Source organism: Paracidovorax citrulli, from assembly GCF_900100305.1.
Classification (GTDB): domain Bacteria; phylum Pseudomonadota; class Gammaproteobacteria; order Burkholderiales; family Burkholderiaceae_C; genus Paracidovorax; species Paracidovorax citrulli.
In genome coordinates this window covers 91067-104864 of record NZ_FNEY01000009.1, presented here as the reverse complement: position 1 = coordinate 104864, position 13798 = coordinate 91067, and the positions used below count along the sequence as shown (strand labels likewise).

The 13798-nt window shown below is 71.1% G+C and carries 10 protein-coding genes and 1 pseudogene; 4 read left to right on the top strand and 7 right to left on the bottom strand.

Annotated elements, in window-relative coordinates; all coding sequences use genetic code 11:
• Window positions 1-2 precede the first annotated feature (2 nt).
• From BLR99_RS08505 to BLR99_RS08485, 5 genes are all read right to left on the bottom strand, one after another.
• Window positions 3-302 (bottom strand): 2Fe-2S iron-sulfur cluster-binding protein, encoded by a 300-nt coding sequence (locus BLR99_RS08505; RefSeq protein WP_011795348.1) that lies wholly within the window; start codon window positions 300-302, stop codon window positions 3-5.
• 376 nt (window positions 303-678) lie between these two features.
• Window positions 679-960 carry a DUF427 domain-containing protein gene (locus BLR99_RS08500; RefSeq protein ID WP_011795349.1) on the bottom strand — a complete coding sequence of 94 codons (282 nt, stop codon included), beginning with the start codon at window positions 958-960 and terminating at the stop codon, window positions 679-681.
• 107 nt (window positions 961-1067) lie between these two features.
• Window positions 1068-3587 (bottom strand): sensor histidine kinase, encoded by a 2520-nt coding sequence (locus BLR99_RS08495; RefSeq protein WP_074687046.1) that lies wholly within the window; start codon window positions 3585-3587, stop codon window positions 1068-1070.
• A complete protein-coding gene (locus BLR99_RS08490; protein WP_046059584.1) occupies window positions 3587-4396 on the bottom strand; it encodes an ABC transporter substrate-binding protein in 810 nt (269 codons plus the stop codon). The genes BLR99_RS08495 and BLR99_RS08490 overlap by 1 nt, the downstream gene beginning before the upstream one ends.
• Window positions 4396-4782, bottom strand: a complete 387-nt coding sequence (locus tag BLR99_RS08485; RefSeq protein WP_017439895.1) for a response regulator transcription factor — start codon at window positions 4780-4782, stop codon at window positions 4396-4398. Before BLR99_RS08485 ends, BLR99_RS08490 begins: the two co-directional genes overlap by 1 nt.
• 128 nt (window positions 4783-4910) lie before the next feature.
• Here BLR99_RS08485 and BLR99_RS08480 point away from each other — a divergent pair.
• From BLR99_RS08480 to BLR99_RS08470, 3 genes and pseudogenes are all read left to right on the top strand, one after another.
• Window positions 4911-5531 (top strand): annotated as a pseudogene (locus BLR99_RS08480) (response regulator).
• A gap of 25 nt (window positions 5532-5556) precedes the next feature.
• Window positions 5557-6312, top strand: a complete 756-nt coding sequence (locus BLR99_RS08475; RefSeq protein ID WP_011795354.1) for a response regulator — start codon at window positions 5557-5559, stop codon at window positions 6310-6312.
• Between the two features lie 208 nt (window positions 6313-6520).
• Entirely contained in the window at window positions 6521-8131 is a 1611-nt protein-coding gene (locus BLR99_RS08470) for a methyl-accepting chemotaxis protein (RefSeq protein WP_011795355.1), read from the top strand.
• Between the two features lie 18 nt (window positions 8132-8149).
• Here BLR99_RS08470 and BLR99_RS08465 read toward each other — a convergent pair whose 3' ends face one another.
• Complete coding sequence (locus BLR99_RS08465; RefSeq protein ID WP_074687044.1) at window positions 8150-10123, bottom strand: esterase/lipase family protein; 1974 nt, start codon at window positions 10121-10123, stop codon at window positions 8150-8152.
• A 178-nt stretch (window positions 10124-10301) separates the two neighbouring features.
• Here BLR99_RS08465 and BLR99_RS08460 point away from each other — a divergent pair, with 178 nt between their 5' ends.
• Window positions 10302-12608 carry an FUSC family protein gene (locus BLR99_RS08460; protein ID WP_074687042.1) on the top strand — a complete coding sequence of 769 codons (2307 nt, stop codon included), beginning with the start codon at window positions 10302-10304 and terminating at the stop codon, window positions 12606-12608.
• Between the two features lie 34 nt (window positions 12609-12642).
• On the opposite strand, the gene dgoD is transcribed toward BLR99_RS08460, so the two are convergent.
• On the bottom strand, window positions 12643-13791 hold the full coding sequence (gene dgoD, locus BLR99_RS08455; protein ID WP_017439902.1) for a galactonate dehydratase: 1149 nt from the start codon (window positions 13789-13791) through the stop codon (window positions 12643-12645).
• Window positions 13792-13798: the final 7 nt, after the last annotated feature.

Genomic DNA, 13798 nt, shown 5'->3' with positions numbered 1-13798 from the left:
GCTCAGACCGCGGAGGTTTCCAGGTGCACGTCGCTGGTGGGGTAGGCCACGCAGGGCAGGACGCAGCCCTCGGCCTTTTCCTCCCGCGAGAGGCCCGGCCATTCGATGGCGTAGCGCACCGAGCCTTCGGAGAGCATGCCGATGCAGGTGCGGCAGGTACCGTTGCGGCAGGAGCTCGGCCAGTCGATGCCGCCCTGTTCCATGGATTGCAGCAGGGTCTGCTCGGGCCAGGCATCGCATTGCGTGCCGTCGCTGCCGACGCGGGCGATGAAGAACGGTGGCGTGGGGGCGGGAGACGTCATGTGGAGGAACCGCCGGGTTGGCGGGGCAGGGTGGAATCGGCGCCGGATCGCGGTGCCATGGGCGTGTTCAGCTACGGTTTCAGGAGCCCGGCAGGCGGCCTGCCCGCGGGTTTCCCACTGCACATTTTTTGGGCAATGGGAATCAATCCCTTGTGAATCAACCACTTGCAATCGCCATACAGCGCTGCTCCCGTGTTATCCACATTGTTGTCCCATGCGGTGCGGGATAACCGGGCACCGGCTGGACATGCATTGCACAAAATTTGGGCAGTGCGTGGGTTTCCCAGGGAAATCAAGGACTTGCGATCGCCGTACAGCGTCGTTCCAGGGTTATCCACATGATTGTCCAGTGCAGGCAGGGATAACCGCGGAACGTTCAGGCCTCGACCTTCACGCCTTTCCAGAAGGCGAAGCGGCCGCGGATCTGCTCGGCCTCGGGGTGCGGGTCGGGGTAGGTCCAGGCGGCATCCGGATTCAGTTCGCCGTCCACCAGCAGCGAACGGTAGGCGGCCTGGCCTTTCCAGGGGCAGGTGGTGCGGTGGTTGCTGAAGGTGAAGTACTCCGTCTTGAGCGCGCTTTCGGGGAAGTAGTGGTTGCCCTCGACGAGGACCGTGTCGTCGCTTTCGGCGACGACCACGCCGTTCCAGATGGCTTTCATGGGGATCCCGGTGGAAGTGGGTGGATGTGGGGTGGAAGGAGGGGCCGCGCCGACCGGCGGCGCTGCGGGCGCTCCACCATAACCGAGTTCGCGCGGGGCCGGCGCGTTCAGAGGGCGGCAGGTACGGTGTCTCCCGGCCCGCGGGCAGGAAGCTCGATGCGGAAGACGGCGCCGCCTTCCACGTTGCGCGCGTGGATGCGGCCCTCCAGTGCTTCCACGATCTTGCGGCAGATGGCCAGGCCCAGGCCCGTGCCGCCGGAGCGGTTGCGCGTGCGGCTCGACTGGGCGAAGGCGTCGAAGATGCGTTCCAGCTCCGCGGGCGGTATGCCGGGGCCCTGGTCCTGCACTTCGATGCAGATGGTGTCCTCGGCATCCATGCCGGCGCGCAGCTGGATGCACGAGCCGTCGGGAGAGAACTTGATGGCGTTGGCCAGCACGTTGCGCACGACCTGCTGGAAGCGCCGCGGATCCGCCCGTGCCACCAGGGGATGCTGCGGCAGGTCGATGCGCAGATCCTGCCGGCGCGACGCGACCAGGGGGCCGAGTTCGCGCGCCACCGTGCGGATGTGGCCGCGCAGGTCGGTGCGTTCCAGGTGGATGGTGCCGATGTCGCTCTCGATCTTGGCCACGTCGAGCAGGTCGTTCACCAGCGCCAGCATGCGCTGGCCGGCCGCGAGGATGTCGGTGAACATCGCGCCCAGGCGTTCGTCCTGGCTGCGTGCCGAGCCCAGCTCCGCGAAGCCGATGATGGCCTGCAGCGGCGTGCGCAACTCGTGGCTCATGTTGGCCACGAACTGGGTCCGGGTGCGGGCCGCTTCCTCGGCGGCGTCGTACGCCTCGCGGGTGGCGCGCTCGGCCTCGCGGAAGTCGCTGATGTCCACGAGGATGCTGAGCACGCCCGTGACGTCGCCGCGGTCCCCGTGCACGGCGGCCTTGAGCACGCGCGTGGCGCGCCGCGTGCCGTCGCCGTAGGGCAGGTCGCGCTCCAGCGTGGTGCCGCCGCCGGCAGAAAGCGCGGCGTTGTCCGCTTCCTCGCCCGGGTAGAGGGCCCGGCGTTCGCCCACGATGTGCTCCCGCGGGCAGCCCATCGCCTGCTCCCAGGACCGGTTCACGAGCACCACGCGGTGGGCGAGGTCGGTCAGCATCATCGGCTGCGGGCTTGTCTCCAGCAACAGGTTCTGGAAAGCCACCTGGGCGCGCAGGCGCTGGTCGCCCCGCTCGCGCTCCGTCACGTCCACCGCGCTGCCCGCGAAGGCGATCACGTGGCCGTCCGCGGCGCGCAGCGGCACCGCCGCCACGTCGAGCACCCGCTCGCCGCCCAGGGGCGAGCGCACCCGCAACTGGCGGGTGCGCAGCGCGGACGGGGAGCGCGGGTCCAGCATCGCGGCCACCCGCTCCTGGCTTTCGGGAGCGACCAGGTCCTGCAGCCTGCGCCCGATCGCCGAAGCCGGCGGCTCCCCCCAGAGTGCGTTCCAGCGGGCGTTCACATAGGTGAACACGCCGTCGCGGTCGGTGCGGAAGATCAGTTCCTGCACGCTGCGCAGCAGCAGTGCGAGGTCCCGCTCGCTGCGCGCGATGCGTTCCTGCGCCGCGTCCACCGCCGCCCGCGCCGCTGCGCGCGCGCGCAGGCTGCGCCAGGCGATCCAGGTAAGCGCCAGCACCAGCGCCACAAGCCCCAGTTCCATCGCCAGGAACGGACAGGAGTCGCGCAGCCAGCGCATGAAGGCCTCGTGCCAGGGCTCCTCCACGATGACCACGAGCGGCTTGCTGCGGGACGCGCGATAGGCCAGGATGCGGTCGGGCCCCTGCACGCCCGGGCCGACGTAGCTGCCGTGCTCCTGCAGGGGCAGCAGGCGCGTGAACACCGGCAGCGAGGCGATGTCCGGAGTGTCCGGATCGGGAAGGGGAACCGAGGACGCGAGCAGGCGCCCGTCGTCGGTGGCGATCACCGCGTCGTAGTTCAGCGACTCGAGCGCCAGGTACTGGAAGTTGGACAGCGCGTCCGGATTGACCAGCGCCACCACCATCATCGGCGCGCCGGCATGGTCGCGGAACCCGTGCAGTACGGGAACGAAGGCCAGCCCCGGCGGGACCGGGGGCGGGGGAACGCCGCGCTGGAGGCTTTCCAGCCCGCGCCCGGGCTGCCGCGGGCCGATGTACGCGCCCCCGGCTTCCTGCCACGGGCCCAGGCGCCTGCGGTCGATCTCCATCCCGGCGATGTCGGCATCGGTGCTCGCCAGCACCCGCCCGCGTTCGTCCACGAGCGACACGCTGCGGATGAAGGGCAGGGCGGTGAGGGCCTGCCGCATGGCTTCCCCGGCGCCGGCATGGCGGTCGCTGCCCCCGTGCGTGTCGGTGACCTGCGCGTGCGCCAGTGTCGCCAGCACCATCTCGGCCGAATCGAAAGTGCGCGTGGTCTGGTCTTCCAGCACCCGGGCGAGCAGGCGGGCCTGGCCTTCGCTGGTGGCCATGGCGCTGCGCAGGTCGCCGACGCTCACCACGAGCACGCTCGCCACCGCCCCCGCCGCCGCCGCGAGACCGGCGATAAGTACCGGGGTGCCGGCGGGCCATGGCGACATGCGCTGCGCGAACGCGCGGACAGCGCGGGACAGGAACGGGATGCGCATCAGGGCACCGCCATGCCGTCGAGGCCGTGGCGACGGGCCGCCTCGTGCAGACGGCCGTCGCGCTTGATGCGCGCGACGAAACCGTCCACGGTGGCCAGCCACTGCGCGTCGCCCGGACGCACCGCATAGCCTGCCGGTATGGTGAAGCCCGGCCTGGGCGGCGCGACGATCCGAGCCCATTCGGCTTTACGCGCGAACTGCCGGGCATAGACACTGGTGGTCATGAAGGCATCCACCCGGCCGGAAAGCAGTTCGCGCTCGCGGGTGTCGGGCAGCCGCACCGGCACGACGCGCGCATGCTTGAATTGCCGCTCCGCCTCGAACTGGATGACCGCTCCGCTCTGCACCGCGACCGCGATGCCGGGGCGGTCCAGGTCGGACCACTGGCGCACCACGGAACTGCCCTTGGCGGCGATGGCGAGCACGCTGCTTTGCAGGTAGGGCTGGCTGAACTGCAGGTGCTGCAGTCGGGGCAGCAGCATGCCCAGCGCGAACATGGCGACATCGCAGCGGCTGTCCAGCAGGTCGCCCACGACGGTCTCCATGGACGAATCGACGTAATCCAGCCGCACGCCCAATTCGCGGGCGAAATGCTGCGACAGCTCGATGTCCATGCCGCTCAGGGTGCGCGTGCGCGGGTCGCGGTAGGTCACGCCGTGGTAGCCCGGCCAGATGCAGACCCGCACCACGCCATGCGCCGTCACTCGCTCGGCGACCGGCCCGGCGAGCAGGGCCGATGGCGCCGCCGCCAGGGCGGCGGCCAGCAGCAAGGCCGCCGGGCAGCCCATGCCGGGCAGGATGCGCCGCATCAGCCGGCCACCGGGGTCCCGGCGGTGTCGAGGCGCCGCACGGTCTCGGCGAGGTAGGCGGGGCTGAAGGGCTTGGAAATGAAGCCGCTCGCACCGGCCTGCATGCCCGCGGCGCGGTCCTGCAGGCCGTCGCGCGCGCTCAGAATGATGACGCGGGTGTGGGAGAGGTCCGGATCGTTGCGGATGCGCCGGCAGACCTCCATTCCGTCGAGCGAACCGGGCATCATCAGATCCAGCAGCACCAGGTCGGGCCGCTGCGCGCGCGCCATCGCCAGGGCGGCTTCGCCGCTCGCGGCCTCGTGCAGGGCCACCCCCTGGTCTTCCAGCGTCATGCGCAGAAGGCGGCGGATCTCTGCATGGTCGTCAACGATGAGTACGGTCTTCATGGGTGGGCGCGCAATCACTTGCGAAGATTGAATCATATTTATTAGATTTTATGTTTGCAAGAGAAATGCATTCCGACAGACACACACTGCATACATCTTGCACGCCGCACAGAGGCACAATGCCAGCTATGCCGAATTCCGACGAAGCCCAGAACGACCACTACACCACCCTTGAAACCGCCAAATTGCTAGGCATGGCCGTCCGCTCCATCCAGCTCATGGTGGACCGGGGCGAGCTCGAGGCCTGGAAGACGCCCGGGGGCCACCGTCGCATTTCGCGCGACTCGGTGTAGCGCTGGCTGCGCTCCAGGGAGGTGGGGCGAGGCGCCGCCCCGGGCGGGCCGGCGGTCACCCGCAGCTCCCCGGCGGGTCGCCCCAAGGTGCTGCTCATCGAGGATTCCGTCCATTACCAGAACCTGATCCGGCTGCTGCTGGACCAGCAGTTCCCGGACGTGGCCCTGCACGTGGCCAGCGACGGCATCGCCGGCCTGGCCATGTGCGGCAAGCTGGAGCCGGATGTGCTGATCGTGGACATCCTGCTGCCGGGCCTGGACGGCGCCGCGCTCATCACCAGCCTGCGGTCGCACGTGCAGTTCGCGCGCGTGCAGCTCATCGTGGTGACGTCGCTCACCGAAGCCGAGCGCGAGCCCTATGCCTTCGCCCTGCAGGGCCTGCCGGTGATCCACAAGCCCGCCATGGTGGCGCAGCTGCCGGATGCGCTGCGGGCCAGCCTGGCCGCGCGCGGCTGATCCGCGCACGGCAGGACGGAAACCCATGTCCAGACCTGTCGTTCTGCTGGTGGAGGACGATCCTTCGGTCGCGCGCTTCGTATCGATGGCGCTGGAGATCCTGCCGGTGGCGGTGGAAACCTGCCCCTGTGTCGAATCCGCGCTGGCCTGGCTGCGGCACCACCGCGCCGCCCTGGTCATCACCGACCTGATGCTGCCGGGAGAGTCCGGCATGGCCCTGCTGCGGCAGCTGCAGGCCGAGCCCGCCCTGGCGGCCGGGGCGCGCATCGTGGTGCTCAGCGCCGGCCTGGACCATGCCGTGCGGCAGGAACTGGCCGCCTGCGGCGCGTGGCGCGCGCTGGACAAGCCGGTCGGCGTGGCGGCACTGGAACGGTGCGTTCAGGAAGCGCTGGCCGATGTGCCGGTGTCTTCAGGAGAGGCCGGCGCCGCGGCCACCGCGGGCGCGCCGCACTCGCCGGACGTGGCCGGCAGCGCGGCGGCGACCGCGGAGTCAACGGCCATCCAGGAGTATTTCAGCGGAGACGCCGCGCTGTTCCACGCCTATCGCGCCGCCTGCCTCGCGCAGTTCGGCCGCGATGCCGCCGAGGGGGACAGGGCGCTGCGGTCCCGTGATCTCGCGGCGCTGCGCAGGCTCTGCCACAGCCTGTCGAGCGTGCTGCGCACCCTGGGGCGGACCGAGGACGGAGCCCTGGCGCGCGAGGCGGAACTGGCCGCCCGGGACGGGCGCCACGAGGCCGCGCGGGACCTCTGGCTCGCCCTGAGCCGGCGCCTGGACCGCTAGCGGAAGCCCGCGAGCGCCCACGGTCGAGCGCCGCATCACATTCCTTGTTTCCGGTAGGAGGAATTCTTGTGAATTCCCGGAGGCTTTTGTGATCTGCGTCATGAAATTGATAAAAATAAGTTTCCGTTTTTTTCAATTTTCCATATCATTTTGTTCATCCTGCGGCTGAGGCCTTGCTGGAAACCACTCGCACTTCGGAGGATGAACCATGACTGTCTTTTCCCGTCCGGGCATTGCCCGGCGGCTGTATGCCGTATCTGTTGCCCTCATCCTCGCGCTCGCGGCCGCGGCCGTGATGGCCTGGATGCAACTGAGCAAAGTGGGTGAACTGGCGGATGCCACTGGCCGCATGCGCGTTCCGCAGCTCACCCGCATCGCGAGCACGGAGCTGGGCATCACCCAGATTTCCCTGCAGATCCGGCACGCCATGCTGGTGCGTTCGCCGGAGGCCCTCAAGGAAACCCTGGCCGACATCGAAAGCAAGTACAAGCGCATCGCGGAAAACGACGCCGCCTTCCTGACGGACCTGAAGGATCCCCAGGCCCGCGAGGAATTCACCAATGTCTGGCAGAAGCTGGAGCAGGAGTTCAAGCCCATCGCGGACCGCAATCTCCGCCTGGTGGTGGAGGGCCGCAAGGACGAGGCGTTCGAGGTACTGGTCGGCGAGACGATTCCCACGCGCAACCGCCTGCTGGCCTGGCTGGCCAAGGAGCGCCAGCGCCAGACGGATCTGCTGCACTCGGAGCTGGCGGCCATCCAGAAGGAGGCCTTCAAGACCCGCACCCAGCTGTCGCTGCTGGTGGTGGCGATCGCCGCGGGCCTGCTGGCGTTTTCCTGGTACATCGCCAACCTGCTGCAGCGCCGCGTGGAGCAGTCGCGCGCGGTGGCCGAACGGGTGCGTGACGGCGACCTGACGGTGCCGGTGGTGGACACGGCCCGCGACGAGTTCAGCCCGCTGCTGGGTGCCCTGCACGATATGCAGCATGCGCTGACGCAGGTGGTGTCCACGGTGCGCGAGGGATCCGACAGCGTGGCGACGGCCTCCGCCGAGATCGCGCAGGGCAACAACGACCTGTCCGCGCGCACGGAGCAGCAGGCCAGCGCGCTGGAGGAGACCGCCGCGTCCATGGACGAACTCGGCGCCACGGTGCGGCAGAACGCGGACAACGCGCAGCAGGCCAGCCAGTTCGCGCAGGCCGCCTCCGAGGTGGCCGGCCGCGGCGGCCAGGTGGTGTCGCAGGTGGTGAGCACCATGCGGGGCATCCACCAGAGCAGCAGCAAGATCGCCGAGATCATCGGCGTGATCGACGGCATCGCGTTCCAGACCAACATCCTCGCGCTGAACGCGGCCGTGGAGGCGGCCCGCGCGGGTGAGCAGGGCCGCGGCTTCGCGGTGGTCGCGGGCGAGGTGCGCAGCCTCGCGCAGCGCAGTGCCAGCGCCGCCAAGGAGATCAAGGAACTGATCACGGCCAGCGTCGCCCAGGTGCAGAGCGGCACGGCACTGGTGGACCAGGCCGGCACGACCATGACGGAAGTGGTCGATTCCATCCGCCGGGTGACGGACGTGGTGTCGCAGATCAGCGTCGCGAGCCGCGAGCAGAGCGCGGGCGTGAGCCAGGTAGGAGAAGCCGTCACTCAGATGGACCAGGCCACGCAGCAGAACGCGGCCCTGGTGGAGCAGAGCGCCGCGGCGGCGAACGCGCTTCGCTCGCAGGCCGATCAGCTGGTGGCGGCCGTGGCGGTGTTCCGGGTGGGCGGACAGGCGGATGGCGCGGTACCGCGTCTGCCGCGGGCGACCTTCGCCCGGCTGGGCGCCTGAGCCGGGGCGGGCGGCGGGTTACCTGCCCGCGGACAGGTGGTCCCGCAGGATGCGCCGGATTTCCAGGATGGCGGCGGGCTGCTCCTGCACGCTGTGGCCGGAGGGAATGATCCGCTCGGACACGGCCCCTTCCAGGTGCGCGCTGGCATAGGGCACGACGCCGTCGGTCGATGCCGACAGCGGGCCGTCCTCCGATTCCCGGCCCATGATGGAGTGGTAGGGCACGCGCGGGGACACCGGCAGGCGCGCGGCGGCCTGGACGAAGGGATCGGTGTCGCTCAGGTTGTCGATGCTGTTGGGCAGGCGTACCACGCTGCTGCCGCCTTCCGGCGCCTCGGTGCGCGAGAGCCGGCGGGTGACGTCCGCGAACCGCTCCATGGTCGCCAGGGGCAGGGTGACGAAGTTGGAGAGCCAGCGCGTGATCCGGTGCCGTGCCACTGGCGTGCCGCGGTGCGGCGCGGCGATGAAGATGGCCCGGCCGACCTGGGGCAGAGCGTGGAAACGCAGCAGCGGGTCCAGCTCGGGCTGCAGCGCCTGCCGGTCCTCCAGGGACAGGGGATGCTCCGCGAGCAGGGTGTCCCACAGCGCGTCGCCGGAGTCCGACACCAGCAGCCGCGCGAGCACGCCGCCCATGCTGTGGCCCACCAGCACCATGCCGCGCGACGCGGTGGCCGTGCCCGCCGGGTCGAAATGGGCGATGGTGCGCTCCAGCGCATCCTCGATCGCCTGGCGGTTCACCCACAGCGGCAGGTTGGTGGGGTAGTACACCTGCCACACCTGGTAGTTCTGGCGCAGCGTCTCGTCGCCCAGCACCTCGTTGGCGACGTTGATCCACGCCTCCGGGCTGCTCGCGAGGCCGTGCAGCATGACGATGGTGCGCCGCGAGGGATCGTAGGGCTGCATGAGGTGGATGCGCGGTGCCGACAGGCCGTCCTCCATGCCCAGCAGGCTGCGCATGGCCTGCACCGCGAACCCCGAGCGCGCGAGCCACAGGCCGTAGCCTGCCGTGAAATTGCCGGCCAGCGGCACCTGGCGCCCCGCGAGCACGACCTGCGCCGTGTGATACGGATCGTAGAGTTCCACCTGCACGTCGTGCGTTTCCAGCACCTCGCCGAGCGTGCTTCCGTCGAAGCGCAGCAAGGCGGTGGCGGCGGGGTAGGGCATCTCGCGGAAGGGCTGCTCCGCTTCCGATGCCACCTGCAGCGCGCTGCGGCGCGGGCCGCCGGGCAGGGGCGCATCGCCCGCCGGCTGCATGGCCGTGACCAGCTCGGCGCCGAAGCCGTCGCGGCGGTAGGTGTTGCGCAGGCCCGAGAACCGCAGCGTGGAGGCGGCGATCAGTTCGCTGGGTTCGGGGGCCCCGCTGGGCAGGCGCAGGTCGGAGGTGTCGCTGCGCACGTGCCAACTGCCCCACTGCAGGCGCCTGCCGGGCGCCAGTTCGCCGCCCTCCGCCGCCACGGTGCGGCGGTAGCGCGAGAACATGCCCGCCAGGGCCTGCTGGGTGGCGAAGTTGTAGTAGTCGCGCACCTGGGTCTGGCGGTCCTCGAAGGCGCGCTCTTCCGGGCCGCGCGGCGTGAAGAAGAGGTAGGCCCAGGCGTGACGGGCGGTCTCCAGCCAGGCGTCCAGCTGCTGGTCCTCGCTGGCGGGGGCCTCGGCACCGGGGCCGGCGACCCTGCGGTCGCCGCTGGCCCGCAGGGCGGCGAGCAGCCAGAGCTCCGCCAGGGTGGACAGGCGCTGCTCCTCATCGACACCGGCCGAGGCCGCGAGCATCTGCCGGCAGGCGGGCATGTCCTGGTCGCAGGCATCGCCGTCGGTGCCCAGCACGCGCAGCACCTCCTCGGAGGCCTCGCTCAGCCGCCCGGTGGTGAGCACGTCGCCGCGGCGCTGCGCGAGGTAGTCGCGCGGCGATACGGCCGAGACGGTGACGCCCGCGCATCCTGCCAGCAGCGCGGCGAGGCAGAGCAGCATCGCGCAGAACGCCAGTCGCCTCGTCACGGACGACCCGCTGGCGGAGGTCCGGGGGCAGGAGGGGAGCGGCAGGCAGGAAGTCACTTGCGGGATACGTCCGGAGCTGGAAGGGAGGGGCTTTGCAGCCCGGCCGTGCGCATGCTACACGCGGCGGATGCCCCCGGGGCGGCCGGGGGGCGCACCGCTGCAGTACCCTCGGCGGGGTATGAGGTTTCATTCGAATCACCGCCTGCGGGCGGCCGTGCGCGTGGCCCTGAGCCACTATGTGGCCAACGGGGTGTCCGTGGCGCTGGGCCTGCTGCTCATCTCCGTGGCCGTGCATGTCTGGCTGGGGCCCGCGGCGGCGGCGGCCGCGTCGGTGGGCGTGATCGTCTGCTCGCCGCCGGACCTGCCCGGCCCGCGGCGCGGCAAGCTCTGGCAGATGCTGCCCGCACCGCTGCTGGGCATTCCCCTGTTCTTCGGGGTGCAGTGGCTGCAGGGCGATCCGCTGCACCTGGGCCTGCTGCTGGTGCCCGGCACGTTCCTGGCCTTCCTCGCCATGGCCTGGGGCCGGCGCGGCATCCCGATCGCGGTGGCGGTGATGTTCTCCATGGTGTTTTCGATGGCCGCGGCCCCGCGCGTGCCGCCCGGGGGCGACCCATTGCCCGCCGCGCTGGCGGTCACCGCGCATTTCGCGCTGGGCGCCGGGCTGTACGTGCTCTACGCGGTGGTGGCGAACCGCCTGCTCAACGCGCGCTACCGGGTGCAGCTCGTGGCGGACACGCTGTATTCGCTGGCGGCGCTCATGCGCGTGCAGGCGCGGCTGTTCGACAGCGCGCCGGCCGGCGTCGGCGCGTCGCCGGATGCCGCCGCGCGCGCGCAGGACGCGGAGCGCGGCGCCCAGGGGCAGGGCGGCGCGGGGGCGCGGGACGGCTCGGCGGAGGCGCCCCATGCCCTGACCGGACTGCTGCTGCGCCGGCAGGCGGCGCTGGCGGAGCAATTGCAGGGCGCGCGCAACATCGTGCTGGAGTCCCCCTCCACGCCGGCCCGCCAGCGGCTGGCGGCCATGCTGGTGCAGGTGCTGGAGACGCGCGACCACCTGCTGGCCTGCGAACTGGACGTGGAGGCGCTCAAGGCGCACCCGGGCCACGTGCCGGTGCTGCATGCGCTGCGCGGCGTGCTGCTCGATACGGCCGCGGAATTCGCCCGGCTCGCGGACGCGCTGCTGCGCGGCAGCCGGCCCGCGCCCTTCGCCGATGCGCGGCCCGCGCTGGCGGAGCTGCGCTGGAGCGATCCGCTGCCGCCCGCACCGGCGGCGGCGGGCCCTTCGCCGCACGCGCTGGCCCGGGGGCTGGCGGACCGGGTCGGGCACATCAACGACGAGGCGCTGCGTATGAATGCGCTCGCACGCGGCGAGGCCCCGCCGGACCTGGCTGTGGTGCGGGCCAGCTGGCAGATGTTCGTCAGCCCCACGGCCTGGTCCTGGGCGCCGCTGGCCACGCTCTGGCGCTGGGATGCGCCGCCGCTGCGGCATGCGGTGCGCGCCGCGCTGGCCATCGCCGCGGGCTTCCTGGTGGCGCAGGCGCTGCCCTGGGGCACGCACGCCTACTGGATCCTGCTCACCATCGTGGTGGTGCTGCGCGGCAGCCTGGCGCAGACGCTGGAGCGCCGCAACAGCCGCGTGGCAGGCACGCTGCTGGGCTGCGTGCTGGCGGCGGCCCTGCTGGCGGCGCACCTGTCGTCGTGGCAGCTGGTGCTGTGCCTGACGGTGGCGCAGGCCATGGCCCATGCCTTCGCGGTGCGGCGCTACCTGGTCACCGCGGTGGCGGCGACGGTGCTGGGCCTGGTGCAGTCGCACATGCTGCACGGCGGGGCGATCAGCCCGGCCTTCGACCTGCTGGAGCGGCTGGCCGACACGCTGATCGGCACCGGCATCGCCTGGGCGTTCTCGTATGTGCTGCCCTCCTGGGAGCGCTCGCAGATTCCGGCGCTGGTGCAGCGCACGCTGGTGGCGCAGGCGCGGCACGCGCGCGAGGCGCTGGCGCTGGGCCAGCTGCGCGCGGTGGACAATGCCCCCGAACTGGCCTGGCGGCTGGCGCGGCGCGAGGCCTATGACAGCCTGTCGGCCCTGGTGCAGGCCACCGAGCGGGCCATGGCCGAGCCCCGTGCCGTGCAGCCGCCCGTGGTGGCGCTGGAGCATTTGCAGGCGCGCTGCTACCAGCTGCTGGCGCAGCTCACCGCGATCAAGACCATGCTGCTGCTGCGGCGCGGGCGCCTGGATGCCGGGGCGCTGCAGGCGTGCCTCGCGCAGACGGCCGAGGCGATCTCGCGCCGGCTGGAAGGACTGGAGGACGCTGCCGCCACGGCGGCGGATGCCGCGCGGCCCTCGTTCCCCGGCGAGGCGCAGTCCTGGCCCGATCCGCACGACGGCGACCTCGGCCCCTGGATGGTGCGCCGCCTGGCGCTGGCCACCGAACGGGCCGGGCAGGTGCGCGCCGCGGCGCGCGAGGCCGTGGCGACCGGCGGATCCTAGCGCCGGCGGGGGCGCAGGCCGCCCGTGGCGGGCATCACCATTCCGCGAGGCTGCCGTCCCGGTGGCGCCACACCGGGTTGCGCCAGCGGTGGCCCTGCGCGGCGCGCTCGCGCACGTAGTCTTCGTTGACCTCGATGCCCAGGCCCGGGCCGCGCGGGATGGCCACCATGCCGTCCTGGTAGGCGAAGACCTGCGGGTTGGACACGTAGTCCATCAGGTCGTTGTCCTGGTTGTAGTGGATGCCGAGGCTCTGCTCCTGGATGAAGGCGTTGTAGCAGACCGCGTCGAGCTGCAGGTTGGCCGCCAGCGCGATGGGCCCCAGGGGGCAGTGCAGCGCCAGGGCCACGTCGTAGGCCTCGGCCATGGACGCGATCTTGCGCGTTTCGGTGATGCCGCCGGCATGGGACGGGTCGGGCTGGACGATGTCCGCATAGCCCTCCTGCAGCACGCGCTTGAAGTCCCAGCGCGAGTAGAGCCGCTCGCCCAGCGCGATGGGCGTGGACGAGATGCGCGCGATCTCCTTGAGGGCCTCGTCGTGCTCGCTGAGCACGGGCTCCTCGATGAACATCAGCCGGTAGGGCTCCAGTTCCTTGATGAGCACCTTGGCCATGGGCCGGTGGACGCGGCCGTGGAAGTCCACGCCGATGCCCACGTGCGGGCCCACGGCCTCGCGCACGGCGGCCACGTTCTGCAGGCAGCGCTCCACCTTGTCGAACGTGTCCACGAACTGCATTTCTTCCGTTCCGTTCATCTTCACCGCGGTGAATCCCCGGTCCACCGCGTCGCGGGCCTGGCGCGCGGTCTCGGCCGGCCGGTCGCCGCCGATCCAGCTGTAGACGCGGATGCGGTCGCGCACGCCGCCGCCCAGCAGCTCGGACACCGGCACGCCCAGGGCCTTGCCCTTGATGTCCCACAGCGCCTGGTCGATGCCGGCCAGCGCGCTCATGTGGATGCCACCGCCGCGGTAGAAGCCGCCGCGGTAGAGCACCGTCCAGTGGTCCTCGATGTTGCGCGGGTCCTTGCCGACGAGGTAGTCGGCCAGTTCCTCCACGGCGGCGGCCACGGTGTGGGCACGGCCTTCGAGGATGGGCTCGCCCCAGCCGTCGATGCCTTCGTCGGTTTCGATCTTCAGGAAGCACCAGCGCGGCGGCACCAGGAACGTGGTCAATCGGGTGATCTTCATGGGAGGG